The 25167-nt window shown below is 60.7% G+C and carries 22 protein-coding genes, 2 tRNA genes and 3 rRNA genes; 16 read left to right on the top strand and 11 right to left on the bottom strand.

Annotated elements, in window-relative coordinates:
- Nucleotides 1–51 precede the first annotated feature (51 nt).
- Genes SynA15127_RS11840 through SynA15127_RS11830 form a run of 3 tightly spaced genes read left to right on the top strand, consistent with a single transcriptional unit; the run spans nucleotide 52 to nucleotide 2062 of the window.
- Nucleotides 52–423 (top strand): hypothetical protein, encoded by a 372-nt coding sequence (locus tag SynA15127_RS11840; RefSeq protein ID WP_186484269.1) that lies wholly within the window; start codon nucleotides 52–54, stop codon nucleotides 421–423.
- Nucleotides 424–472: 49 nt separating this feature from the next.
- Entirely contained in the window at nucleotides 473–1648 is a 1176-nt protein-coding gene (locus tag SynA15127_RS11835) for a GNAT family N-acetyltransferase (RefSeq protein WP_186484268.1), read from the top strand.
- A gap of 9 nt (nucleotides 1649–1657) precedes the next feature.
- Nucleotides 1658–2062, top strand: a complete 405-nt coding sequence (locus tag SynA15127_RS11830) for a DUF4346 domain-containing protein (RefSeq protein WP_186484267.1) — start codon at nucleotides 1658–1660, stop codon at nucleotides 2060–2062.
- Nucleotides 2063–2094: 32 nt separating this feature from the next.
- Here the strand turns inward: SynA15127_RS11830 and SynA15127_RS11825 are convergent, their stop codons facing one another.
- Nucleotides 2095–3669 (bottom strand): B12-binding domain-containing radical SAM protein, encoded by a 1575-nt coding sequence (locus tag SynA15127_RS11825; protein WP_186484266.1) that lies wholly within the window; start codon nucleotides 3667–3669, stop codon nucleotides 2095–2097.
- Nucleotides 3670–3817: 148 nt separating this feature from the next.
- On the opposite strand from SynA15127_RS11825, the gene SynA15127_RS11820 reads away from it, so the two are divergent.
- Nucleotides 3818–3910, top strand: a complete 93-nt coding sequence (locus tag SynA15127_RS11820; protein ID WP_043693092.1) for a hypothetical protein — start codon at nucleotides 3818–3820, stop codon at nucleotides 3908–3910.
- Here the strand turns inward: SynA15127_RS11820 and SynA15127_RS11815 are convergent.
- Nucleotides 3897–5126 carry an MFS transporter gene (locus SynA15127_RS11815; protein WP_186484265.1) on the bottom strand — a complete coding sequence of 410 codons (1230 nt, stop codon included), beginning with the start codon at nucleotides 5124–5126 and terminating at the stop codon, nucleotides 3897–3899. The genes SynA15127_RS11820 and SynA15127_RS11815 overlap by 14 nt on opposite strands.
- Nucleotides 5123–6499 carry a 30S ribosomal protein S12 methylthiotransferase RimO gene (rimO, locus tag SynA15127_RS11810; protein ID WP_186484264.1) on the bottom strand — a complete coding sequence of 459 codons (1377 nt, stop codon included), beginning with the start codon at nucleotides 6497–6499 and terminating at the stop codon, nucleotides 5123–5125. Before rimO ends, SynA15127_RS11815 begins: the two co-directional genes overlap by 4 nt.
- Nucleotides 6500–6584: 85 nt before the next feature.
- Between rimO and SynA15127_RS11805 the strand changes: the two genes are divergently transcribed.
- The gene (locus tag SynA15127_RS11805) at nucleotides 6585–7517 is read left to right on the top strand and encodes a vitamin K epoxide reductase family protein (RefSeq protein WP_186484263.1); all 933 of its coding nucleotides are present in this window, start codon (nucleotides 6585–6587) and stop codon (nucleotides 7515–7517) included.
- 7 nt (nucleotides 7518–7524) lie between these two features.
- Here the strand turns inward: SynA15127_RS11805 and nadB are convergent, their stop codons facing one another.
- From nadB to SynA15127_RS11790, 3 genes are all read right to left on the bottom strand, one after another.
- Entirely contained in the window at nucleotides 7525–9186 is a 1662-nt protein-coding gene (gene nadB / locus SynA15127_RS11800; protein ID WP_186484262.1) for an L-aspartate oxidase, read from the bottom strand.
- Nucleotides 9187–9255: 69 nt separating this feature from the next.
- Entirely contained in the window at nucleotides 9256–9663 is a 408-nt protein-coding gene (psbU, locus tag SynA15127_RS11795) for a photosystem II complex extrinsic protein PsbU (RefSeq protein ID WP_043693076.1), read from the bottom strand.
- A gap of 112 nt (nucleotides 9664–9775) precedes the next feature.
- On the bottom strand, nucleotides 9776–10495 hold the full coding sequence (locus tag SynA15127_RS11790; protein WP_255475496.1) for a DUF3120 domain-containing protein: 720 nt from the start codon (nucleotides 10493–10495) through the stop codon (nucleotides 9776–9778).
- A 97-nt stretch (nucleotides 10496–10592) separates the two neighbouring features.
- Between SynA15127_RS11790 and SynA15127_RS11785 the strand changes: the two genes are divergently transcribed.
- The 11 genes from SynA15127_RS11785 (at nucleotide 10593) to SynA15127_RS11735 (ending at nucleotide 22917) form a co-directional block, all read left to right on the top strand.
- Complete coding sequence (locus SynA15127_RS11785) at nucleotides 10593–11456, top strand: undecaprenyl-diphosphate phosphatase (protein WP_186484261.1); 864 nt, start codon at nucleotides 10593–10595, stop codon at nucleotides 11454–11456.
- Between the two features lie 19 nt (nucleotides 11457–11475).
- Nucleotides 11476–12873 (top strand): TIGR03279 family radical SAM protein, encoded by a 1398-nt coding sequence (locus SynA15127_RS11780; protein WP_186484260.1) that lies wholly within the window; start codon nucleotides 11476–11478, stop codon nucleotides 12871–12873.
- Between the two features lie 63 nt (nucleotides 12874–12936).
- Complete coding sequence (locus tag SynA15127_RS11775; RefSeq protein ID WP_186484259.1) at nucleotides 12937–14691, top strand: TolC family protein; 1755 nt, start codon at nucleotides 12937–12939, stop codon at nucleotides 14689–14691.
- Entirely contained in the window at nucleotides 14688–15488 is an 801-nt protein-coding gene (locus tag SynA15127_RS11770) for an inositol monophosphatase family protein (RefSeq protein ID WP_370593998.1), read from the top strand. The genes SynA15127_RS11775 and SynA15127_RS11770 overlap by 4 nt, the downstream gene beginning before the upstream one ends.
- A 620-nt stretch (nucleotides 15489–16108) precedes the next feature.
- Nucleotides 16109–17594 (top strand): 16S ribosomal RNA (locus SynA15127_RS11765).
- 190 nt (nucleotides 17595–17784) lie between these two features.
- Nucleotides 17785–17858 (top strand) — tRNA-Ile (locus SynA15127_RS11760).
- A gap of 9 nt (nucleotides 17859–17867) precedes the next feature.
- Nucleotides 17868–17940 (top strand) — tRNA-Ala (locus SynA15127_RS11755).
- A 452-nt stretch (nucleotides 17941–18392) separates the two neighbouring features.
- A 23S ribosomal RNA gene (locus SynA15127_RS11750) occupies nucleotides 18393–21258 on the top strand.
- A gap of 110 nt (nucleotides 21259–21368) precedes the next feature.
- Nucleotides 21369–21485, top strand: a 5S ribosomal RNA gene (gene rrf / locus SynA15127_RS11745).
- The 16S, 23S and 5S rRNA genes sit together here with 2 tRNA genes alongside, the layout of an rRNA operon.
- Nucleotides 21486–21629: 144 nt before the next feature.
- Entirely contained in the window at nucleotides 21630–22505 is an 876-nt protein-coding gene (locus SynA15127_RS11740) for a YihY/virulence factor BrkB family protein (protein WP_186484258.1), read from the top strand.
- 76 nt (nucleotides 22506–22581) lie between these two features.
- On the top strand, nucleotides 22582–22917 hold the full coding sequence (locus SynA15127_RS11735) for a zinc finger Ran-binding domain-containing protein (RefSeq protein WP_186484257.1): 336 nt from the start codon (nucleotides 22582–22584) through the stop codon (nucleotides 22915–22917).
- On the opposite strand, the gene SynA15127_RS11730 is transcribed toward SynA15127_RS11735, so the two are convergent.
- The 5 genes from SynA15127_RS11730 to SynA15127_RS11710 form a co-directional block, all read right to left on the bottom strand.
- The gene (locus SynA15127_RS11730; RefSeq protein WP_043693052.1) at nucleotides 22893–23246 is read right to left on the bottom strand and encodes a DUF2834 domain-containing protein; all 354 of its coding nucleotides are present in this window, start codon (nucleotides 23244–23246) and stop codon (nucleotides 22893–22895) included. The genes SynA15127_RS11735 and SynA15127_RS11730 overlap by 25 nt on opposite strands.
- Complete coding sequence (gene xseB, locus SynA15127_RS11725; protein WP_186484256.1) at nucleotides 23239–23499, bottom strand: exodeoxyribonuclease VII small subunit; 261 nt, start codon at nucleotides 23497–23499, stop codon at nucleotides 23239–23241. Before xseB ends, SynA15127_RS11730 begins: the two co-directional genes overlap by 8 nt.
- Nucleotides 23496–24659: an exodeoxyribonuclease VII large subunit gene (xseA, locus tag SynA15127_RS11720; RefSeq protein ID WP_186484255.1), complete on the bottom strand. Its 1164-nt coding sequence runs from the start codon at nucleotides 24657–24659 to the stop codon at nucleotides 23496–23498. The genes xseB and xseA overlap by 4 nt, the downstream gene beginning before the upstream one ends.
- Nucleotides 24649–24825: a hypothetical protein gene (locus SynA15127_RS11715; protein ID WP_186484254.1), complete on the bottom strand. Its 177-nt coding sequence runs from the start codon at nucleotides 24823–24825 to the stop codon at nucleotides 24649–24651. Before SynA15127_RS11715 ends, xseA begins: the two co-directional genes overlap by 11 nt.
- A gap of 109 nt (nucleotides 24826–24934) precedes the next feature.
- Nucleotides 24935–25081 (bottom strand): chlorophyll a/b-binding protein, encoded by a 147-nt coding sequence (locus SynA15127_RS11710; RefSeq protein WP_186484253.1) that lies wholly within the window; start codon nucleotides 25079–25081, stop codon nucleotides 24935–24937.
- Nucleotides 25082–25167: the final 86 nt, after the last annotated feature.

The following is a 25167-nucleotide window of genomic DNA, read 5'->3' as shown; positions in this document are numbered from 1 at the left end:
AATCCGTGGAAGAGCTTCTTACGCTCCAATAATTCTTGAACTCCTGGTCTCATGGCCCGTAAGAAACGCCGCAAGATCCACGGAACTGATGGTGATGACGAGCTGATCGGGACCAAGAAAAAGAACAAGCTGTACGGCTACGACGGCGACGATGTGATCGATGGCGGCGCCGGCGGCAAGAACAAGGCCTGGGGGGGGAATGGTGCTGACACCTTCGTGACCCGTGACGCCAAGGGCTACCTGAAGATCATGGATTTCGAGATCGGCAAGGATCTGATCGAATTCTGCGGCTGTGCCTCCACCAGGATCGAAATGCGCGGTGACAACGCCTGGATCCTCAAAGGCAGCAATGTGAAGGCCGTGGTGATGGGTGTTGACGAGAGTGACTTGACCCTGGATTTCGCCAACCGCATCATTTTCTGAGCCCGTCCCAGCGTTCAGCGTTCCAGGCAGTCTCGTTAGCCTGGCTGTCATGGCCTCGCTCACCGCTCGCTGGCACCGGTCGATCCGGGAGATTCCGGAGGAGCACTGGCTGGCTCTTGTGGGCGCCGATGCCATCCCCTTTTACCGCTGGGGCTGGCTGGATGCCCTGGAAACCTCCCGCAGCGTCGTGCCGGACCAGGGCTGGCAGCCTCTGCATCTCGCTCTCTGGCGTGGCGACACGCCCGTTGCCGTTGCCCCTCTTTATCTGAAAGGCCACAGCTACGGCGAGTTCGTCTTCGATCAGACCTTCGCTCGCCTCGCCGCTGATCTGGGCCTGCGGTACTACCCCAAGCTCCTGGGGATGAGCCCCGTCAGTCCGGTGCTCGGTTACCGCTTCCATGTGCTGGATGGGGAGGACGCCGCTGAGCTCACCGGCGTGCTGATGCAGGCGATCGATGCCTTCTGCGAGCACAACAACATCCTCAGCTGCAACTTTCTCTACGTCGATCCGGAGTGGAGGCCGCTTGCGGAAGCCGCCGGCTGTGCCACCTGGCTGAATCAGCAGAGCCTCTGGAGCCGTGGTGACGATCGCAGCTTCGATGACTACCTGCGGGGGTTCAATGCCAACCAGAGGCGCAACATCAAGCGCGAACGCAAGGCCGTCTCGCAGGCGGGTCTCACGGTCACACCCCTGACGGGGGAGCAGCTGGACCTGCAGCTCATGAAGAGCATGCATGGTTTCTACGAGCAGCACTGCGCCCGATGGGGGCCCTGGGGAAGCAAGTACCTCGAAGAGCGCTTTTTCGAGACCCTGGCTGTCGGCCAGCGCGATCAGGTGGTGCTGTTCTCCGCCCATCGCGGCGACCCGCATCAGCCGGTGGCGATGTCGATGTGCGTGCGGGATCAGCGCTCACTCTGGGGTCGTTACTGGGGCAGCCAAGAAGAAGTTGACTGCCTGCATTTCGAGGTTTGTTACTACGCTCCGATTGCCTGGGCGATCGAACAGGGTCTGGAGAGCTTCGATCCCGGCGCCGGCGGAAGCCACAAGCGCCGTCGCGGCTTTGTGGCCCGCCCCCACGCAAGCCTGCACCGCTGGTATCACCCCCGAATGGACGCTCTGATCCGTGCCTGGCTGCCCAAGGTCAATGGCCTGATGCTGGAGGAGATCGAGGCCATCAATGCCGAACTGCCCTTCAAGACGGAAGCGCCGGGCCTGACTTTGTAAGTTGAAGCAATGGTCAAGACATCTGAAGTCGCTGCGGTCGCCGAGGCGATCGATGTTCTCGATGAGAGCCTCTCCCAGCGCTTCATCGCGCTCGATCCCAACGGCTATTTCCTGATCAAGGTTGATCGGGGAGCCGCTGAGCTGATCCTCGAGCATTACGGCAACACGATCGATGCCAAGGGACTGGCCCATGACCCTGAGACGGGAGAGGTGCTGAGCTGCCGCGGTGGCAGCCGTTCCCGTTCCCCATCAGCGGTGTTCCGCGGTCGCAGTGCCAAGGAGATCGGCATCCAGCTCACCGAAGGCGAGGGGCCTCACCCCCTCAGCCGTCTTGATCACGCTCTTTATCTCGGTCGTGAACTGCAGAAGGCTGAGCACTGCCTTCGCAGCGGAGTCGGCTACGTCCAGGACTGATGTCCTGTTGGATCCGCGGGTCGGATGCCGGCTCAGACCGTTTGCAGTGACCTGGTCGTGCTGGGCTCTTCGGGAGGCAGCGACTCCAGCTGCTCGCGGATTTCACGCTGCACGATCGAGCGGTACTCGAGGAAGTGCTCGTTGTGGGCTAGCACCACCAGGAACTGTTCCAGCAGGGCAGGATTCTGGCGGGCCATGCCCAGCATGTACTTCCAGAAGCGTCCGCGGGTGTCCCGCTTGATGCCCTGGCGCCAGATCACGATGCTGAGCGCACGGAGGTCTGTCCAGGTGGGGAGTTTGGGGGCGGCCTTCCAGCGGGGAGCTCCCATCTTCAGGTAGTAGCTGTAAACCCGGTCCATATAGGCATTGGGCTCATACAGGGCGCAGAACGCTTCGACGTACTCGTTGGCGATGTCCCGGATCGGTCGGGTGGGCTTGAAGTTGAGCAGGTTGGTCTGGTTCACGCCCTTGGCGGCTTCTTCGCCCTGGATCAGGCGACCTTCCTTTTCCAGACGGGCCCACAGGGCTGTTTTCGGCAGGGCCTGCAGCATTCCCATCATCGCGGCGGGAATGCCGGTGCGGGTCACGAAATCAACGATGCGGTGGCCGGCACCATCCTTCTCACCGTCGAAACCGATGATGAATCCGGCCATCACACGGATCCCGTTAGCGGTGATCCGATCCACAGCCGCATCCAGTGGATTCCGCGTGTTCTGCACCTTGCGGGCGGTTTCGAGGCTCGACTCATCCGGCGTTTCGATGCCGAGGAACACGCTTTCGAAGCGCGCGTCGTGCATCATTCGCATCATTTCATCGTCATCGGCAAGGTCCACGGAAGCTTCCGTCGCGAAGCTGAAGGGATAACCACGCTCCTCCTGCCAGGTGCGGATCTCGGGCAACAGCAACTTGGCGTTGCGCTTGTTGCCGATGAAGTTGTCGTCCACCAGGAAGATGGAACGACGCCAGCCCAGGTCGTGGAGCGACTGAAGCTCTGCCACCAGCTGCTCAGGCGTCTTGGTCCGCGGTTTGCGGCCGTAGAGAACGATGATGTCGCAGAACTCGCAGTTGAAGGGACAGCCCCGGGAGAACTGCACGCTCATGGAGTCGTAGGCGTCGAGCTGCAGCAGATCAAAGCGGGGAATTGGCGTTGCCGTCACATCCGGCTTGTCACCGTCTGAGGTGAAGCGGCCGCTGGTTTCACCCCGCTCGAGTGCCTCAAGGAATAGAGGCAGGGTGATTTCGCCCTCATCGAGGATCTTGAAATCCGCTTCGTCTATTTCGGGTGCGTCCGGGGTGGAGCTGGCGAATGGCCCGCCGACGGCCACAGGCAAGCCGCGCTGCTTGGCGCGGCCGATCTGCACGGCCATGTCGTCCTTCTGAACGATCATCCCGGAGATAATCACCAGTTCCGCCCAGTCCCATTCCGCATCCGTGACTTCGCGGACGTTGCGGTCGACCAATTTCATCTCCCACTGCTGGGGAAGCAGGGCCGCCACCGTCACCATCCCAAGCGGAGGGAGTAGTACCTTTCGGTTCACCAGCTCCAGAATCTTTTCGTAGCTCCAGAAGGTTTTCGGGAACTCGGGATAGATGAAGAGGGTGCGCATGGCGTCGGACGGATAGGGGAAAGATCCGGTCGGCCCGGTCGAGGGTCAACGGTGATCCGGTGACACGCGTTCGTTAACGAACCCTAAGCGCAATGCCGAGGGCCCCGTCCAATCTCTGATCTAATGGTGGTCAGCTCCTTACTTGCACATGGGCATTGCCATCTATCTCGGTCTGGTCGGAACCGGTCTGGCCGTTGCTTTTGTGCTCACCAAGCTTCTGAAGGGGATCAAGCTGATCTGAGCGGTTCCAGCCGCTGGTCGGAGCGGCGCTGAATCCAGAGCAGTGCAAGAGCGGTACCGATCCCGCCGCTGATCGCAAAGGTGGTCGGCAGATCCGTCACCATCACAAGGGCGGCCGCCAGCAGCCCGCTCAACCCACCCCCGCCGAGAAAGGCGATCTGACTCAGTCCGGCCATGCGGCCCCGCATCACCTGGGGCGAACCGATCTGGCTGATCAGGTTGCAGCTGCTCAGCAACCCTGCCGTGCCTGCTCCGATCAGGAAGGCCATCGCCAGGCTGAACGCGACTCCCGGAGACCGGGCCATGCCTAGCTGGGCGATCGAGGTGACCAGTCCGAAGCTTCCCAGAGTCAGAAAAGGACGGCGGCAGAAACGGTCACTGTTGCGCTGCAGCACCACACCGCCGGCGATGCTGCCGGCAGCCAGCACGCTGGTGAACAAGCCGAGGTCCTGGGGCGAAGGACCGAGCACGCGCGCCGCAATCAGGGGTGCGAGTCCGGGATGGAAGAAATTCACCAGACAGAGCACGGCGGTCAGGCTTAAGACACCGCGAAGTGTGGATCCGCAGTCCTGCCAGGCATTGCTGAGGCTGGCCCGTTCACCCGGGGCGCTGCGCTGTTCCTGGTCACGCCTGGGCCGGAGCAGAAACATCACGCTGGCAATCGGCAGCAGATAGCTTGTGGCGTCGATGCCCAGTGCCCAGGCCGGACCGGTCGCGGCCACCAGCAGGCCGCCGATCGGCGGACCCACCAGTTTTCCCACGTTGAACACCACCGAGAAGCTGGCCAGATAGCTCCCCAGCTCCCCGGGATCATTCACCAGCAGCGAGCAGTACTTGTTGCGGGCTGTCTGTTCGTAGGCACCGGCGATTCCCACCAGCAGGGTGCTGCCGAGGAGCAGCAGCACCTGGGCTCTGCCATCCAGCAGCGGGATCGCAAGGGCCCCCAGGGCTGCCGCTGCCAGCAGCGCCCACTGCGAGCGCACCAGCACCCGTTCGCAACCGATGCGGTCGGTGAGCACGCCGGCGGGTCCGCTGATCGCAAGGGTTGGCAGCGAAAGAGCCGCGAAATTCAGAGCCAGCACCAGCGGTTCAGCACTGCCGTGCATCAGGATCCAGCCCTTCGCGGTGATGCCGGCGAATGACCCGGCAGTGCTCACGCCGGAGGCGACGAGGAAAAGGCTTCGCTGCTGTTCCAGCCGCAGGGGAGGAGCGGTCAAGCGTCGGCTCTTGCTGCCGCCACCATCGCCCGGGCTCCCACGATCTGTCCGTTCAGGTCGTAGATGTCGGCGCCTGTGATCAGCACCGGCACCATCGATCCCGGCCGGGCCTGGCGTCCGTCTTCACGGGGAAGCACCTGCACCTCGCCGTCCACCTCCGGTGCGAAGCGGGAGCAGCGTCCGACCATCGCGCCGGTCTCCGGGTTGTGCTGTTCGATCAGGACATCCACCGTGCGACCGACCCAGCGTTGGTTGCGTTCCTCGGAAATCGGCTGTTGCAGGGCCATGAGGGCATCCTTGCGAGCCTGGGCCACGTCCGGATCCACGCGGTCTGCCAGATCCGCTGCTGCGGTTCCGTCCTCCGGCGAGAAGGTGAACACCCCGACGTGGTCGAAGCGCTGACGCTCCAGAAAGGCCATCAGATGCTGGAAGTGCTCTTCGGTCTCGCCTGGGAAGCCAACGATCAAGGTGGTGCGCAGCACCGCATCCGGCAGCTGTTCGCGGATCTGATCCAGCAGCCGGTCGTTCACATCCGCCTGCCAGGGGCGGTTCATCGCCCGCAGCACCTCCGGGTGGCTGTGCTGCAGCGGTAGGTCCAGATAGGGCAGCATATTGGCCACCTCGCGGTAGGCCGCCAGCACCTTCGGCGTCAGCCCGGTGGGATAGGCGTAATGCACCCGGATCCAGGGAATCTCCACCTCTCCCAGGGCCCGCAGCAACTCCGCCAGCTTCGGCTTGCCATAGAGATCCAGGCCGTAGTTGGTGGTGATCTGACTGATCAGGATCAGTTCCTGCACGCCCTGCTCCGCCAGTTGGTGCGCTTCGGCGACGATCGATTCGATCGGCCGGCTGCGTTGGTCTCCTCGCAGCTTGGGGATGATGCAGAAGGCGCAGCGGTAATCGCAGCCTTCGGCCACTTTCAGATAAGCCACGGACTGGTCGGTGGTGCGCAGCCGCGGCAGGTGCTCATCCCCGACGAAGCTCGGGACTGCGCTCACACGGTTCACCCGCTCGCCCGCCTCCACCCGCTGCAGCACCTCAACGATGTGCTGGTAGTCGCCGGTGCCGACGATCGCCTTCGCCTCCGGGATCGATTCCAGAAGTTCGTCCTGAAAATGCTGGGCGAGGCAGCCGGCGATGATCAGCTCCTTGCCCTGTTCCGCGAGGGTCACCAGGGTGCGCACCGACTCCTCCCGGGCGTCCTGGATGAAGCTGCAGGTGTTCACCACCACGACGGCCGCATCGTCTTCATCGGCGCTCACGCCGTAACCGGCGTTGGTCAGCAGCCCCAGCATGTGTTCGGTGTCGACCCTGTTCTTTTCGCAACCCAGATGCGCGAAGGCGACGGTCGGTTTCCGGGAGGTTCTCGTCATCACTGCGCCGCAGGGCCGCTCTTCAGCCTACGGAGAGGCCCCTTCCCGGCGGAACTGTCAAACTTCAACCACCTGAAGTTCATGGATGGGAACCACCCGTCTCGTCAGCCGCCGCCGCCAGGACCCTGGAGCAAAGTGGGCCCGGATTGCCATGGCGGTGCTGGCCACCGTCGGTCTGATCGACACCGGCTCCATCACCCTCAAGCGCTGGGGGGTGATCGGTGATCTCACCTGCCCGATGGGGGCAGACGGCTGCGACAAGGTGCTCAACAGCCCCTGGGGCACGGTGGCTGATGGCATCCCGCTGTCGTTGATCGGTGTTCTGGCCTACGGCACTGTGCTGCTGATGGCCTTGCTGCCGCTGTTGCCTGGTCTGCAGGAGAACAAAGCGGATCTGTCCCGCCGCACCTGGTGGGGGTTGTTCGCCGTGTCCGTAGGAATGGCGGTGTTCAGCCTGGTGCTTCTGGGCCTGATGGTGCTGAAGATCCAGGCCTTCTGTTTCTTCTGCGTTCTTTCGGCCGTGCTCTCGCTGCTGCTGATGGTGCTCAGCATTGTGGGTGGTGGCTGGGAGGAACCTGGTCAGCTGCTGTTCCGCGGCATCCTGCTGGCCCTGGCTGTTCTGCTCGGTGGCCTGATCTGGGCATCGGTGCTCGATCCCGAGCGTCCGGAGGCGGTTTCCAGCGGTGGCCCGGGAACACCACCGCTGGTCACCACGGTCAGCAACCCGTCCAAGCAGGCCCTGGCAGAGCACCTCACCGCCGCTGGAGCCGTGATGTATTCCGCTTACTGGTGTCCTCACTGTCATGAACAGAAGGAGCTGTTCGGCAAGGAAGCCGCCAAGACGCTCAAGGTGGTGGAGTGTGCTCCCGATGGCCAGAACAACCAGGTTGATCTCTGCAAGAGCAAAGGTCTGCAGGGATTCCCCAGCTGGGAGATCAACGGCAGCATCGATTCCGGCGTGAAGCCTCTGGAGACCCTTGCCGATCTCAGTGGCTACAAGGGGGCCAGGGAGTTCTGATCCCGCCTCATGGCCGCACGTCCCGGGTGCGGATTCCCAGCGCCCGGGACTGACGGGAATGCCGCTGCCACTGGGGCAGTGGCCGAGGCGCATCGGTGCGGAAATGGCCACCGCGGCTTTCGCGTCGGAACAGGCAGGCCTCCAGCAGCAGACGGCTGGCCAGCAGACGGTGGCTGACATCCAGGAGCAGATTCAGATCGCGGCGGCTGCTGTCTTCCAGGGCGAGGGCCTGATCGCCTGAGAGCGTGTGCAGCTGCTGAAGCAGGGGTTGATGATCGAGCCAGTGCCGCTGCCGCTTCAGCTCGGCCAGGGCCGTCTCCATGCCTCTGACGCTGCGGTCCACCCCCGCCTGTCGCCAGCAGAGCTGACGCAGCTGTTCGATCTGATCCATCAGTCCAGCGCTGGTTTCAGCGTGGTCCAGGTCGGTGGCGCAGCGGTCCAGATGGGGAGCGGCCTGAGGTCCCGGGACTGGGCCGAGTTCGATCGAGGCCATGCGTCCGGCGAACACCAGACATTCCATCAACGAGTTGCTGGCCAGCCGGTTGGCGCCATGCACGCCGGTGCAGGCCACTTCGCCCACGGCGTAGAGGCCGGGGAGGTCGGTGGCGGCCAGCAGATCCGTGGCCACGCCTCCCATCCAGTAGTGGGCAGCGGGTGCCACGGGGATCGGACGTTCCAGGGGATTCAGGCCGTATTCACCACAGCGATCCAGGATCGTCGGAAACCGTGCCTCGGCCTGCTGCTGGGGGATTGCCGAGAAGTCGAGCCACATCTGCTGGACGTTCTGGCGCTGCATGGCATGCACGAGGGCGCGACTCACCTGATCCCGCGGGGCCAGATCCCGTTGCGCCAGGTCGGCCACCGGGCTGCCTCCCTCGGCGTCCAGCAGGACGCCGCCTTCCCCCCGCACCGCTTCCGAGATCAGGAAGCAGGGGGCATCGTCCAGGCGCAGAGCGGTGGGGTGGAACTGCACGAACTCCAGATCCTCCACCGCCGCTCCTGCCTGCCAGGCCAGGGCGATGCCTTCGCCGCAGGCCTGGGCCGGGTTGGTGGTGTTGGCGAACAGGTGACCACCGCCTCCGCTGGCAAGCACGACGGCGCGGCAACGGATCCAGTGCAGCTGATGACCGTCCAGCACCTGGATGCCGCAGCAGCGACCGTTCTCCACCAGCAGCTGGGTGACCCGAACGCCGCGGCGATGCTCCAACCCCTGGCGCTGCTCCACCTGCTCGCGCAGCACATCCACCAGGGCACGCCCTGTGCGGTCCTGCACATGCAGCACCCGGCGATGGCTGTGGGCCGCCTCCAGCGTGGTGGCCAGTGCACCACCAGCTCGGTCGAAGGCCATGCCGAGCTGCTGAAGCCGCTCGACGCACCCCGGTGCCTGATCCACCAGCAGCCGCACGGCATCACCGTCGCAGAGCCCTGCTCCTGCCCGCAGCGTGTCCTCGCCATGACAGAGAGCACTGTCCTCCGGCCGGGTCACCGCCGCGATGCCCCCCTGTGCCCATCGGCTTGAGGAGCGTCGTCCGGTGTTGCGGTTGAGCAGCAGCACCGACAGGCCCTGCGGCAGTTCCAGGCAGCTCATCAGACCGGCCGCGCCGGCCCCGATCACCACCACATCCCAGGGACCGGGTGAGATGGGATCGACGCGTCGGGGATGCACCATCGGACAGGCAAAAAAAACCGCCGGGTCAGCCGACGGTGTCCTGGGGGAAAGTCTCGCCCTTCAGCGGGATCAGCGGTACTGACCGTCGTTGATCCGGTCATCACCCTCGTTCAGGGCGATGGACGGAGGAGTGACCGTGAAGTTGTCGCGGTACTTGGCGAACAGTTCCCGCTGTCGCTCGCTCAGATCCAGATTGAGCACTTCATCGACGTCGCTGTAAGGGCCACCCAGCACGATCTTGCCGGCCATGGTCGGATACATGCCGGGGAACTGCTGGAAGCGACGCACGGAAGAGTTGTTGAGGTCCACCTTCCCCTCTCGCTCAGCGATCTTGTCGTCCGCCACGTTGCGGATCACGCTGCCCGAATACTTCTCGAGCAGGTCGTCTTCGGCATGGACGCTCGCCGGAAGGGTCAACCCGGCGATCAGGCCTGCCATCACCACAAGGCCGGTCAGCCAGCTCAGCAGCCGCTTCATCACAACACTCCGGAGAAATTCGGAACGGTTCATCCGGCAGAGCCGGTCCGGGAAGACTACAAGTCGGATTCCTTGCCGATCCGTTTGCTCCCGGCAGGTTTTGCAGTTCGTTTCACTCGATCAGTCCGCTCATGCCCGGTTGAAGCACAGCGGCGAGCAGGAACAGTCCGTCCACCCAGAGGGTTGTGGTGAGCACAGCGGCAGCCATGGACCAGGTTTCCGAGTCCGGCACCGTGCTCTGGGATTTCCGATGCATCCAGCGGCCGAGCAGGAGCACCGTGATCGCCGCCAGAGAGAGAACGGTCAATGGCAGCGGATGCATCAGCTGCATGCCGGCTTCGTGAAGAAGGGCTGGTGCCAGATCAAGGGGAGCTGAAACAACAGCTGGCCAGAAGGGCATGACTCCGGTGATCGCCATGGTCAGGTCCGTGCAGGCGGTGCCGAGCAGGGAGGCGAGGTAGAAGCCGGATGCGAGATGCCAGCGGCTGTTCAGCCCGGTGATGGCCAGGGGCAGGGCGAAGGCCTCGATGGGCAGATGAAGAACGGGATGGGAGCGGAGCCAGCCCCAGAAGAGGCAGCCCGCCAGCCAGCTGCCGCTGAAGCCCACCAGCAGGGCACCGATGTCGGCACTCCGGCCCTGCCGACCGTGCTGCAGCGGGATGCCGATGGCCAGCAGCACGCCGGTGAACAGCACGGCTGAGAAGGGATGCAGACGCACCCAGGGGGCCTGCAGAAACACAGGCAGCACCACCATCAAGGCCGCGATCCGCTGCGTCGCAGGAACGACGGCGGTTCTGTCGGAGGCTGTGTTTTGCCAGGTGCCTCCGATCAAGATCCGTCCCCGTCGTCTGTGAAGAAAGTCACGAAACCTTAGAAGACATTTTCAGAGCTTGCGTCGGACATAACGTCACCCCGTCTGCGATTCCGTCATGACCGATCCGGCTGCTCCTTTGGGGTTGCTCGAGGCCTGCTGGCGCGATCTGGTGCTTGGAATCGTTCAAGGCCTCACGGAATTTCTGCCCATCAGCAGCACGGCTCACCTCAAGGTGGTGCCGGTGATGCTGGGCTGGGGCGATCCGGGCGTGTCGGTCACCGCCGCGATCCAGCTGGGCAGCATCGTGGCGGTGATCGCCTATTTCCGGGAGGATCTCGCCGGCGTCCTGAAGGGCATCGCCAGGGCCGTCCGGCATGGTCAGTGGTGGGAGCCGGAAGCCCGGCTTGGGATCGCGATGGCACTGGGCACGATCCCGATCCTTGCGGTGGGTCTGGCGATCAAGCTGTTCTGGGATGAGGGCTACGAGAACTCACCGCTGCGCAGTGTTCCTTCGATCGCAATCGTCTCCATTGTCATGGCACTGCTCCTGGCCCTGGCTGAACGGATCGGTCCACGCCGCAAACAGCTGGGTGAGGTCTCCGGTCGCGATGGAGTGGTGGTGGGTCTGGCACAGGTGCTGGCCCTGATTCCCGGGGTGTCCCGTTCCGGCAGCACCCTCACCGCCTCGCTCTTCGATGGCTGGCAACGTTCCGATGCCGCCCGCTTCTCATTTTTGCTGGGGGTTCCGGCGATCACGATCGCCGGTCTTGTGGAGCTCAAGGATGCCTTTGCCGCGACGGGAGAGGCCGGCCCTCTGCCGCTGCTGCTCGGCATCGTCTCCGCCACGATCGTGTCCTGGCTGGCGATTGACTGGCTGCTGAAGTTTCTCCAGCGACACAGCACCTGGATCTTCGTGGCTTACCGGCTTGTGTTCGGCGTTGTGCTGCTGGTCTGGTGGTCCATTTACGGCGCACACTGAAGGAAACGCTCCCAGCTCCTTGTGGAATGAGCCCTCCGCCGGGATCGCGGTCTCGGCCCTTGATCCGGATTCCGTCTCCCGCCAGCCCCAGCCGGCGGTGGTGGATTCCGTCGAGCCCGGCTCGATTGGGGAGGAGCTCGGCTTCGAACCCGGTGATCAACTGCTCAGCATCAACGGTGTGCGGCCGAGAGACCTGATTGATTACCGCTACCTCTGCGTCGAGGAGGAGCTCCATCTCGAGGTGCGTGACTCCTCGGGTGAGCTGCACCGAGTGGAGTTGGAGAAGGATGCCGACGACGGCCTCGGGCTTGGATTCACCGAAGCCCTCTTCGATGGGTTGCGTCAGTGCAACAACGGCTGTCCGTTCTGCTTCATCGATCAGCAACCACCGGGGCGGCGCGGCTCTCTCTACTTAAAGGACGACGATTTCAGGCTCAGTTTTCTCTATGGCTCCTACCTCACCCTGACCAATCTCACCGAGGCGGACTGGCAGCGGATCGAAGCGCAGCGTCTTTCGCCGCTCTATGTGTCCGTGCATGCCACGGAACCGGAACTGCGAGCCCGTCTTCTGGACAATCCTCGGGCGGGTCTGCTGCTGGATCAGCTGGCCTGGTTCGCCGAGCGGGATCTGCAGATTCACGCCCAGGTGGTGGTCTGTCCTGGCCTGAATGATGGAGCGGCTCTGGACCGCACCCTGAGTGATCTGTCCCGTTTCGCTGGCGGTGAGTGGCCTGCCGTGCTCTCCGCAGCGGTCGTGCCGGTCGGTCTCACTCGTTTCCGTCCTGCCGATGACGGCCTGGTGCCGGTGGACCCCGCCTCTGCGAGGGATGTGATCGCTCGGGTGGAAGCTCGGCAGGGTCAGTACAGGACAGAGCTGGGGACGCGTTTCACCTGGTTGTCCGATGAGTGGTATCTGATCGCCGGGCTGCCGCTTCCGTCCCGGGGTGACTACGAGGATCTTCCCCAGCAGGAGAATGGAGTCGGCAGCATCCGCGCCTTTCTGGAGGCCCTGGATCAGGCCACGACCGCTCTGCCCGAGAGGGTGCCGCATCCCCGTCGCTGCAGCTGGGTGGTGGGCCGCATCGTCGAGCAGGCGCTCAAACCTGTGACCGATCGACTGAACGGAGTCGACGGTGTCAGCCTGCTGCTGCACGGATTACCCAGTCCGTACTGGGGTCAGGATCAGGTGGTGACGGGATTGCTGACCGGCCGGGATCTGATCGATGGTCTGCAGGGGCGTGACCTGGGTGAGGAGTTGCTGTTGCCGTCCGTGATGCTTCGTCAGGGGCAGCCTGTCTTCCTCGACGACATGGATCTGGACACCCTGCGTGCAGCCCTGCCTGTTCCGGTGCGCGTTGTGGAGGGGGCGGCTGACATCGTGGCCTCCGTTCTCGGCCCCTCAGGCGAATCTTCCTAAGCTCCGGCGAGAGTATTGACCGCTGTGCATCGGATTTCCGCAGGTCGTGTTCTCATTGCGGGCATGCTGGTCACAGTTGCACTCCCTGCCTTCGGTCAGGACAAGGCGAGTGAAGAGAGATCCGCCGATTATCTCGTCGATCAATCAACGCTTCCGGACGCGATCACGCTGAAGGGAGCACGACCGAAGGCTGATCCATCGGAGATCCAACCGGCTGCCACGTCACTGCCGGCGGATCTGCAACCCCTGCAAGCGCCTCCCAGCCTGGCGCTTCCCGATCAGACCGATCAGGTCAGCATCCATGAGCTGCGCCCGATCACTCTCGAAAATGCCCTCGAGCTCGCTGAAGTCAACAGCCCCAGGCTGAAGGCGGCCGCCAGTCAGGTGGATCAGGCCAAGTCGGCCCTTCGGGCGACGATTGCCTCCTGGTATCCCACTGTTGATTTCTCCGCTAACGGCCTGCCGGAGTACTTCAAGTCCTACACCTACCGGAACCCCGACTTCGTTCCGTCGACCACGATTCCCGCGGTGACCAATCCGCTCACCGGAGAGGTGATCCGTCCGGCACGGGAACGTCGCGGCGAACCCCAGCGCTACGGGCGCGAATGGCGCGCTGATGCGAACCTGCGGGTTCGCTGGGACATCATCAATCCTTCCCGAGTGCCGGACATCGCCGCTGCCCGCGATCGCTATGAGCAGGCAAGAGACAGCTATCTGATCGCTTTGCGTGATCTTCGCCTGGATGCAGCCACGGCCTATTTCCGACTTCAGGAATCCGACGAAGGCGTCCGTATCGGACAGGACTCGGTGCGTGCTTCGCTGGTCAGCCTCCGCGATGCCAGGGCCCGCTACAACGCCGGGGTCAACACGAAGCTTGAGGTGCTCGAAGCGGAGACGCAGCTGGCCCGTGATCGCAATCTCCTCACCGATCGCCTCGGAACCCAGGACTTCACCCGTCGCAACCTGGCGGCGCTACTCGATCTCCCTCAGGACATCACCCCCACCGCGGCGACGCCGGCCCGACCTCTCGGGCTCTGGGAGCCCACGCTTCAGGAAAGCATCGTGGCCGCCTACAACTTCCGCGAAGAGCTGGATCGCCTGATCCTGGACATCTCGATCAATAACAGTCAGGCCAATGCCTCGCTGGCGGCCGTCCAGCCGGTGCTCAGCTTCGTGAACACCACCACCAGTTTCCGAAATCAAGGCCAGACCGGCTTGGACTCGCTCGGGTCCATCGACATGGACGATTACACCTGGGGTGTCCAGAACAGCTCCGCACTCACGGCGACCTGGCGCCTTTATGACGGTGGACGTGCCCGTGCCGCATACCGTCGTTTCAAGCAGGCGGCCGAGGAAAGCGCTTTCAATCTGGCGGCGACCCGCGATCAGATCCGTCTGGAGGTGGAGGACAGCTTCATCGGTCTGAGAACGGCGATTCAGAACATCCAGACCACCTCCAGCGAAGTGCTGTCATCGCGTGAATCGCTGCGTCTGTCGCAGCTCAGGGTGCAGGCCGGTGTGAGCACCCAGCGTGAAGTGGTGGACAACCAGAGGGATCTCACCAACGCTGAGATCCGTTATGCCCAGGCCATCCGGGAGTACAACACCAGCCTCGCCGAGCTGCGGCGTCGAACCGGACTGGATGCTCTGATCGCCTGCCCTGAGTCCAACCTTCCTTCCTCGAAGCCCGATTCAGGTCGCCTGGTCATCCCGATCGAACCGACACCGCTGAAGGCCGCCTGTCCTGCTCTGGCTTCCACGGCTGCAGGGTCTGGGAGCGCTGATCCTGAGGCGTCCCCGGTGCGGGGCCTCTGGTGAGCACGCTGCTCCAGGCGGATCAGCTCAGCAGCATCCATCAGTTGCTGGATCGTGTTGCCGAGCGGCAACGACAGGACTTCGGTCACATCGGTTCGGATGTGAAGCCTGACGGCACGTTGATCACCGCCTGCGATCGCTGGAGCGATGCAGCCCTGGTGGATGGCTTGAACAGGATCACTCCCGGTGAGGGGGTTCTCAGTGAGGAAGGCTCTCAGGTGGTGCCTGATTCGCCGGCTTACTGGGTCGTCGATCCCTTGGATGGAACCACCAATTTCGCGGCTGGAATCCCTTACTGGGCGATTTCCGTCGCCCGCTTCTCTGCAGGGCGTCCCGTCGAGGCCTTCCTGGACATTCCAGCGATGGGCCAGCGCATCGTTGCGATCCGAGGCTGCGGTGTCTGGCGGAACGGTGAGCCGCTGACGGCCCTGACCCGCACCACGGTCACCAGTGCCTGCGTCTCCCTCTGCAGTCGTTCGATCCGCGTGCTCCAGCGCTGCCCGCAGAAACCGTTCCCGGGAAAGCTGCGTCTGCTTGGGGTCGCCAGCCTCAACCTTCTCAGTGTCGGCATGGGGCAGACCGTTGCGGCACTGGAGGCCACTCCAAAGATCTGGGATCTCGCCGCTGCCTGGCTGGTGCTTGAGGAGCTGGGCTGCCCGATCCGCTGGCTGGACGCAGACCCCGGCCAGCTTGTCCCTGGTCAGGGTCTGGCGCAGGCCAGTTTCCCGATGCTGGCAGCCGGTTCCTGGTCTCAGCTGGCTCAGCTGCTGCCCTGGGGAGAGGCACTGCTGCTGCCCTGAAGCTCGTTATTGCATCGGGGCAACGAGGGGTGTTATGGTTTTGTCTTGCGCAGGAGCCGAGAGGCGAGTGCGCAAGCCTGCGGAGGAAGCGAGTGTTTCCGAGTGTCTGCAGGTGCTTACGAGGCCGGAAAGGGAGAGATCCCACGGTGTTGTAAGTTTCAGAAGCGGTCGCGAGACCGCGTTGATCAACACCCACCTTCTGAAAGGGAGGAGAGGATAGTTGATCGAACCTGGACAATTGAAAAGTTTAGGAACTGACGCTTTCATCGCGTTCAGATGAGTATTGAGCCGCAAGGTGAGATGAGCATTTGAATGAAGAAGCGATGAAGGTGTGAGGTCCCGTCAAAAGAACAAACGTGTTGCAGAGAAGCATTGTGCTTGCAATGGCGAGGTTTTCACGAGCCTTGCGGTTGCCGGTGTGCGCAATGTGGAGCAACAACCGGATCTGAGATCCTGGAAAGTCATTAATAGAGAAATCTAGAGATGCACTCTTAAGAACCCTTTCTGTGTCAGCGGGAAGGAGGCCTCAACTGTTGCCGGCAATTGCTGAGTAATGGGTGACGCAATCATGTTGAGCGATTCAGGTAAGCAATTATTTGAGTTGTAAGAGGACATGAACTACAACGGAGAGTTTGATCCTGGCTCAGGATGAACGCTGGCGGCGTGCTTAACACATGCAAGTCGAACGAACCTTCGGGTTAGTGGCGGACGGGTGAGTAACGCGTGAGAATCTGCCCTCAGGAGGGGGATAACAGCTGGAAACGGCTGCTAATACCCCATATGCCGCGAGGTGAAATGAATTTCGCCTGAGGATGAGCTCGCGTCTGATTAGCTAGTTGGTGTAGGTAAAGGCTCACCAAGGCATCGATCAGTAGCTGGTCTGAGAGGATGATCAGCCACACTGGGACTGAGACACGGCCCAGACTCCTACGGGAGGCAGCAGTGGGGAATTTTCCGCAATGGGCGAAAGCCTGACGGAGCAACGCCGCGTGAGGGATGAAGGCCTCTGGGCTGTAAACCTCTTTTATCAAGGAAGAAGATCTGACGGTACTTGATGAATAAGCCACGGCTAATTCCGTGCCAGCAGCCGCGGTAATACGGGAGTGGCAAGCGTTATCCGGAATTATTGGGCGTAAAGCGTCCGCAGGCGGCCCAGAAAGTCTGCTGTTAAAACGTGGAGCTTAACTCCATCATGGCAGTGGAAACTGTTGGGCTTGAGTGTGGTAGGGGCAGAGGGAATTCCCGGTGTAGCGGTGAAATGCGTAGATATCGGGAAGAACACCAGTGGCGAAGGCGCTCTGCTGGGCCATAACTGACGCTCATGGACGAAAGCCAGGGGAGCGAAAGGGATTAGATACCCCTGTAGTCCTGGCCGTAAACGATGAACACTAGGTGTCGGGGGAATCGACCCCCTCGGTGTCGTAGCCAACGCGTTAAGTGTTCCGCCTGGGGAGTACGCACGCAAGTGTGAAACTCAAAGGAATTGACGGGGGCCCGCACAAGCGGTGGAGTATGTGGTTTAATTCGATGCAACGCGAAGAACCTTACCAGGGTTTGACATCCTGCGAACCTCTTGGAAACGAGAGGGTGCCTTCGGGAACGCAGTGACAGGTGGTGCATGGCTGTCGTCAGCTCGTGTCGTGAGATGTTGGGTTAAGTCCCGCAACGAGCGCAACCCACGTCTTTAGTTGCCAGCATTTAGTTGGGCACTCTAGAGAGACCGCCGGTGATAAACCGGAGGAAGGTGTGGATGACGTCAAGTCATCATGCCCCTTACATCCTGGGCTACACACGTACTACAATGCTACGGACAAAGGGCAGCAAGTTCGCGAGGACAAGCAAATCCCATAAACCGTGGCTCAGTTCAGATCGTAGGCTGCAACTCGCCTACGTGAAGGAGGAATCGCTAGTAATCGCAGGTCAGCATACTGCGGTGAATACGTTCCCGGGCCTTGTACACACCGCCCGTCACACCATGGAAGTTGGCCACGCCCGAAGCCGTTACTCCAACCCTTGTGGAGGAGGACGTCGAAGGTGGGGCTGATGACTGGGGTGAAGTCGTAACAAGGTATCCGTACCGGAAGGTGCGGATGGATCACCTCCTAACAGGGAGACAAACAACGATTTTGATGCCTGAGTATTTTTATTCTTAGGCCGAAATCCTGTCACCTTAGGTCGATCGGTACCTCAGCGTTGAAGTAACTGGATCAGCAGCAATGTTGATTTGAGTTATGGAGATGATCAGTTCCTAAACTTTGTCTAGGTCACACCCCACAAGGGTTGAGTTTTTTTTCCTGGGCCATTAGCTCAGGTGGTTAGAGCGCACCCCTGATAAGGGTGAGGTCCCTGGTTCAAGTCCAGGATGGCCCATTCGGTGTTGGGGGTTTAGCTCAGTTGGTAGAGCGCCTGCTTTGCAAGCAGGATGTCAGGAGTTCGAGTCTCCTAACCTCCACTGACCGAACTCAATCTCCATTTTCCGTGTAACGGGAAATGACTCGAAATGCGAGGTGTGATTTGGATGATGTCCGCTGGATGACCCCAGCTTCCTGTCATTCCAAGGATGAGTGAGAACTCATGATTTGGTTGATAAGATGCTGGGCTCAATTCAAGTTATTGAGCAATCAATGATTTGATTTGGAGTCTGGCAGAACCTTGACAACTGCATAGGTGAAGTCTGGAAAAAACAAAGCATCTCATGGATGCATTGTTTTGAGTCTGAGTATCCGAAAGGATGCCTAGAACCAGAGCAATGAAAATTCTTTTGAGCAAGAGCCGAGACTCTAAAATGTTCTTCTTGTCGTGTCGAGCGACGAGGAGTTTGATTTTATTTTCAGTTTCAGTGAAAACTGAAGTTGAAAACAGAAGAATCCGTCTCAACAACGGTAAGCGTTTTAGAGGTTAATTGGTCAAGCTACAAAGGGCTCACGGTGGATACCTTGGCACACAGAGGCGATGAAGGACGTGGTTACCTGCGATAAGTCTCGGGGAGCTGGAAGCACGCTTTGATCCGGGAATTTCCGAATGGGGCAACCCCTAGTACGGCCAGCTGAATCCATAGGCTGGCGCGAGCCAACCCAGCGAACTGAAACATCTTAGTAGCTGGAGGAAAGGAAAGTAAAAACGACTCCCTCAGTAGCGGCGAGCGAACGGGGAAGAGCCTAAACCGATGCTTTCGAGCATCGGGGTTGTGGGACAGCAACGTGGATCAGGAATGTTAGGAGAAGTGTTTGAATGACACGCCACAGAGGGTGAAAGCCCCGTACCTGAAAACTGAACTGACCTAGCTGTATCCCGAGTAGCACGGAGCACGTGAAATTCCGTGTGAATCCGCGAGGACCACCTCGTAAGGCTAAGTACTCCTGTGTGACCGATAGCGAAACAGTACCGCGAGGGAAAGGTGAAAAGAACCCCGGGAGGGGAGTGAAATAGAACATGAAACCGTGAGCCTACAAGCAATGGGAGCCCTACTCATAGGGTGACCGTGTGCCTGTTGAAGAATGAGCCGGCGACTTATAGGCACTGGCGGGTTAAACCGGAAATGGTGGAGCCATAGCGAAAGCGAGTCTGAATAGGGCGTTTGTCAGTGTTTATAGACCCGAACCCGGGTGATCTAACCATGGCCAGGATGAAGCTTGGGTGATACCAAGTGGAGGTCCGAACCGACTGACGTTGAAAAGTCAGCGGATGAGCTGTGGTTAGGGGTGAAATGCCAATCGAACCCGGAGCTAGCTGGTTCTCCCCGAAATACGTTGAGGCGTAGCGTCTGATGCTCCAGCAGGGGGGTAAAGCCACCATTTCGGTGCGGGCTGCGAGAGCGGTACCAAATCGAGATGAACTCTGAATACCCTGTGTGTAGTCAGGCAGTCAGACTGTGGGGGATAAGCTCCATGGTCAAGAGGGAAACAGCCCAGACCGCCAGCTAAGGTCCCCAAATCAACACTAAGTGATAAAGGAGGTGGGATTGCATAGACAACCAGGAGGTTTGCCTAGAAGCAGCCATCCTCAAAGGAGTGCGTAATAGCTCACTGGTCGAGCGATCCTGCGCCGAAAATGAACGGGGCTAAGTGTTGTACCGAAGCTGCGGATTTATGGTAGGGGAGCGTTCTATGTGGGGCGAAGCGTTAGCGTGAGCGGACGTGGACTGCATAGAAGTGAGAATGTCGGCTTGAGTAGCGAAAACATGGGTGAGAATCCCATGCACCGAAACCCTAAGGGTTCCTCCGGCAGGCTCGTCCGCGGAGGGTTAGTCTGGACCTAAGGCGAGGCCGAAAGGCGTAGTCGATGGATAACAGGTCAACATTCCTGTACCGGTTATGTTTTGGGAAGAGGGACGGAGAAGGCTAGCCAAGCCAGATGTTGGTTACTGGTTCAAGCGTTCGAGGCGTTGAGGAGCGGAGAAAACGTTCCGAGCTGAGGCGTGAGTACGAGCTGCTACGGCAGCGAAGTTGGTGACGTCATGCTTCCAAGAAAAGCTCTATACCCGTTAAGGCATAACTGCCAGTACCCGAAACCGACACAGGTGGGGTGGTAGAGAATACCGAGGTGCGCGAGGTAACTCTCTCTAAGGAACTCGGCAAAATGGCCCCGTAACTTCGGGAGAAGGGGTGCCACCGCAAGGTGGTCGCAGTGAAGAGGCCCTGGCGACTGTTTACCAAAAACACAGGTCTCCGCTAAGTCGCAAGACGATGTATGGGGGCTGACGCCTGCCCAGTGCCGGAAGGTTAAGGAAGCCGGTCAGCGTAAGCGAAGCTGGCGACTGAAGCCCCGGTGAACGGCGGCCGTAACTATAACGGTCCTAAGGTAGCGAAATTCCTTGTCGGGTAAGTTCCGACCCGCACGAAAGGCGTAACGATCAGGGCGCTGTCTCGGAGAGAGGCTCGGCGAAATAGAATTGTCTGTGAAGATGCGGACTACGTACACCTGGACAGAAAGACCCTATGAAGCTTTACTGTAGCTTGGTATTGTGCCCGGGCTCTGAATGCGCAGGATAGGTGGGAGACGTTGATCTCATGCTTGTGGGTATGAGTTAGTCACTGGTGAGATACCACTCTTTCAGAGCTAGGGTTCTAACGTTCACCCGTTATCCGGGGAGCGGACAGTATCAGGTGGGCAGTTTGACTGGGGCGGTCGCCTCCTAAAAGGTAACGGAGGCGCGCAAAGGTTCCCTCAGGCTGGTTGGAAATCAGCTGACGAGTGCAAAAGCAGAAGGGAGCTTGACTGTGAGACCAACAAGTCGAACAGGGACGAAAGTCGGCTTTAGTGATCCGACGGTTCTGAGTGGAAGGGCCGTCGCTCAACGGATAAAAGTTACTCTAGGGATAACAGGCTGATCTCCCCCAAGAGTTCACATCGACGGGGAGGTTTGGCACCTCGATGTCGGCTCATCGCAACCTGGGGCTGAAGTCGGTCCCAAGGGTTGGGCTGTTCGCCCATTAAAGCGGTACGCGAGCTGGGTTCAGAACGTCGTGAGACAGTTCGGTCCATATCCGGTGTACGCGTAGGAACATTGAGAGGATTTCTCCCTAGTACGAGAGGACCGGGAGGAACGCACCTCTGGTGTACCAGTTATCGTGCCAACGGTAAACGCTGGGTAGCCATGTGCGGAGTGGATAACCGCTGAAAGCATCTAAGTGGGAAGCCCACCTCAAGATGAGTGTTCCCATGGGGTAACCCAGTAAGGTCACGGGCAGAACACCCGTTGATAGGCTCTACGTGGAAGTCCAGTAATGGATGCAGCGGAGGAGTACTAATAGACCGAGGGCTTGACCAACTTCTTGGTTCTTGCCTGAAAGACAGACTTTGTTTGATTCAGACGCGCAACGAAAGTTGCAGATCCTATGCAGTTCTCAGGGTTCAAAACCCATGAGAATGTTTAACTATCCTGGTGTCCATAGCGGTGTGGAACCACTCCGATCCATCTCGAACTCGGTTGTGAAACGCATCAGCGGCGACGATATTTGGGGGGTAGCCCCCTGAGAAAATAGCTCGATGCCAGGTAAAACATTTCATACGAAGAAACCACCTATTCTCGAGGTGGTTTTTTTGTGCCTAGACGCTTTGTCTGAAACATCCTGCTTGCCGTTGTAGCGTTTCGGCAGTGATGGCGAAGCCGTGGCCAGGCTTGTGTCTCGAATCCGTTGGATGAGTCGCAGGCTCTGGCATGCCGGACTGCGCTGGTCTCAGTGTGATTGTGTGGACCTCAGTGCTGCTTTCGCATACTTCACTCTGCAGTCGATCTTTCCTCTTTTGTTGATCGCCCTGGCGGTGGCCGCGAAAGTCTTCGGAAGCACCAGTGGCATGGATCAGGTGATCGATGCGATCACGCCGCTGCTGCCCCCTTCGGCTGTGGGTGTTGTTGAGTCAACGCTGCTCGGTCTCGTGGCACAGGGGTTTGGAGCCGGTTTGTTCGGCGTTGCCCTGTTGGTGCTGGCTTCCAGCAATGCTTATCTCACGCTGCAGCGGGGAGCGGACCGGCTCTGGGAGGAGTTTCTGCCGCAGGCAACAACTGTTGTGCCTCTGAAAACTCAGGCGATTGACTTCGTGCGGGGGCGTCTGGAAGCCTTCCTGATCGTTGTTTTGGCGGCGTCATTGATTGTTCTGGAGCAGATTGTTTTCAATCTCGGCAGGATTCCTGAAAGCCTGATGGCATCGTTGTTGTCCATGTGGCCCGATGCTGTGGTCGTGCTGAGGACGATTCCATTTCTGAATGTCGGACATGTCATCGTGCCGACGCTGTGGCTGTCGTTGTTAGCTCTTCTGCTTCAACGGGTTCTTCCCAGTCGTCGTGTTCCCTGGAAACCGTTGATTCCAGGGGCTCTGCTGGTGGGTGTGGCGTTGAATGTTCTCAACAGTGCCTTCAGCTTGAGCATCATTTCTCTCGGCAATCGTTTTCAGGCTTATGGCGTGATTGGTGGTGTGATGGTGTTGACCTTGTGGGTCTGGTTGATCGGTGTGATTCATTACTTTGGCCAGTGTTTGAGTGTTGAACTGGCGAGCGCACGATCCACGCGCTTGTAAGGGAAATCCGCCCTGCGAAGCATCTTGAATCCACGGCAACGGCTGCGATGCTGAAGCAAGGAGCCAGCAAGTGATCATGACGCGCCCCTCCCCCTTGGTCTGGCTGGCCATCGTGCTGTTGCTGCTTCTGCCAACGGCCGCAGGGCGCCTGCTGTTGGATCTGGCTGGCGGATTGCTGCTCATCCTGTTGGTTCTGCCGTTCCTGCTGACGGGGCTGGGCTGGATCGGCTGGAAGATTCTTCAGTCGCGCATGGTGACCTGTTCGGCCTGTGGAGCGGTGAACTTCGGGGGATCCAGCGTCTGCAGCGTCTGCGGAACCCCGCTTGATGGGATGTCAGGGGCTGGTCCATCGGTCCCAGCCAGTGAGGTCACCATCGATGTAACGGCTCAGGATGCCGGTTCCGACTCCTGAGCCAGCAGGTGGCGCTCCCGTAGAAACAGAAACAGGGGGGCCCCACAGGCGAATGACACGCTGAAGCTCACCAGGATCGCCACCCACCAGGCGCGGATCTTCAGCCGTGGGCCTTCGGTGCAGATCCAGAGGCTCACGGCCGAAGCGCCGATCAGCAGGTCTGAGCTCAGTGAGCGGGCGGCGGCTGTGCTGGAGGCGTCGGCGATGAAACGCGGCAGATCAAAGGCCTGACCACCGCTTTCAGCGATGAACTCCAGATTGGCTCGCCAGGGGAGCACAGCTCCGAGCAAGGCCAGGGCCAGATAGATCCAGGGCAGAACCTTACGCATCGTCTGAGGGCTCCAGGGAGTCGGGGTCGAGCTGAACCACCGCTTCTTCCATTGTCTTCAACAGGCTCTCGCAATGGTCGAGATAGACCTGTCCATGCAGCACATGCCGTTGCAGCTCCGCCATCGGAACGGCGTCATCCTGCAGCTCGGCCAGGATCAGATCCAAGGCCTGCAGTGCTTCCTCGTAGCTGAGTCCGGAGGCGTCCTTTCGCCAGTCATTGATCCGGTCCTGAAGGGACTCGCTGTCGTTCATGGAGTCGATGCGTCGGAAGCGGGGCGGATGGCATCCACCCTGGTGTCGAGCAGACCATCACGGAGCTGCACAGTCAGCCTGTCACCGGGTTGCACATCGCTGATGCCGGTGACCGCGGCTCCGCATGCGTCGTTCACCAGGGCCAGTCCACGCTGCAGCCATCGTTCAGGCGAAAGTGCCTGCAGCAGAAGCCGTTTCTGCTGCAGCTCCTGGCGCAGGCGTGGCAGGCGGGCTGTCGGTGCCTGCTGCTCCAGCCGCCGCCGCCGATCCTGCAGCCGCTGACGCTCACGGGCCAGCCGCCAGCTCGGCAGATCACGCAGCCGCTCTCGTCTCCGCTGCAGGTCCCGTTCCACCGTCTGGCGATCCGGCAGCAGCGCCACGATGGCGGCGGTGGGGGTGGCGGCGCGGTGATCGGCGACTAGATCGGCCACCGTGAGGTCATCCTCGTGGCCGAGGCCGGTGATCACCGGCACTGGAAAGACCGCCAGATCCCTGCAGAGCCCTTCGTCGTCGAACACCGCAAGATCCTCGCGACTGCCTCCGCCCCTGGCGAGCACTAGAGCTTCCAGTTGCAGGTGTTCGTGACGCATCGTGAGTGCGGACAGCACGCCACGAATGCGTTCAGCCACCGCTCCCTGAACGGGAATCGGCACCAGCAGCAGCCGGGTCATCGGCCAGCGTTCCCGTGCCGTTCGCAGCATGTCCGCCAGCGCGGAACTGGGCACGCTGGTGAGAATGACCACCACGGCAGGTCGCAGCGGCAATGGGCGTCGACGGGCAGGATCGATCACCCCTTCTTCGAGCAGCCGGTCACGCACCTGCTCAAACTGACGCAGCACGGTGGTGAGGCTGGGCCTGATGTCCAGCACCTGCACAGACAGGCTGGCGCGGGCGATCCAGAAATTGAGCTTGCCCACCACGGTGACGCCGTCACCGTCCTGCGGATGATGGCTCAGCTGCTTGAGGCGGGAGGCCCAGACCACAGCGGTGATGCTCGCTTCACCGTCGGTCAGGGTGAGCCACAGATGCCCCTTTTTCAGCTGCGGTCTCGAGACGCTTGCCTCGACCAGGAAGCGGGGGGCGAATCCGCGTTCCAGCAGGCTGCCGACGGCGGCATTCAGTTCACCGACCGAATAGGTCGGAATCCGATCAGCGCTCAAGGCGGCGGTAGGCGAGACCCCAGTAGAGACAGACCAACCCACTCACCATGGCCACGAATGCACCCCATGGTTGATGCAGCTGGGTCAAGGAGATGAAGAAGATCACAAGGGCACTGCTCAGGAGCCTCGATCCATCGCGGCGGTTCTGAACGTAGAGCGGTGCCAATGTCAGCCGTTGTGATTCAGTCCACTGTGAACCATGGTGTGGACATCCAGACAATGACAACAAAAAACCCCACCGAGGATCGGCGGGGTTTTGTGAAGCCCTGAAGGGATCAGCCGAGGCCTACCTGGGACAGGATGCCCTGGCCGGTCAGCAGCTCGGTGCCGAGGCCGATGACGAAGCCGAGCATGGCCAGGCGGCCGTTCCAGGTTTCAGCGAAGTTGACGAAACCGAAACGGGATTGGGTGGAGTCGGACATGAGGAAGAACCGGTTGGTTGAACGCAATGTAACAAAGGATGGAGATTTGTTGCTTGTGCTTTCGGGCACACCGCTGAGTGATGGGC

Origin of the sequence: Synechococcus sp. A15-127, from assembly GCF_014280215.1 — a bacterium.
In the GTDB taxonomy this organism is placed as follows: domain Bacteria; phylum Cyanobacteriota; class Cyanobacteriia; order PCC-6307; family Cyanobiaceae; genus Parasynechococcus.
The sequence above is the reverse complement of the archived record's forward strand: the minus strand, read 5'-3'. Positions and strand labels throughout refer to the sequence as shown.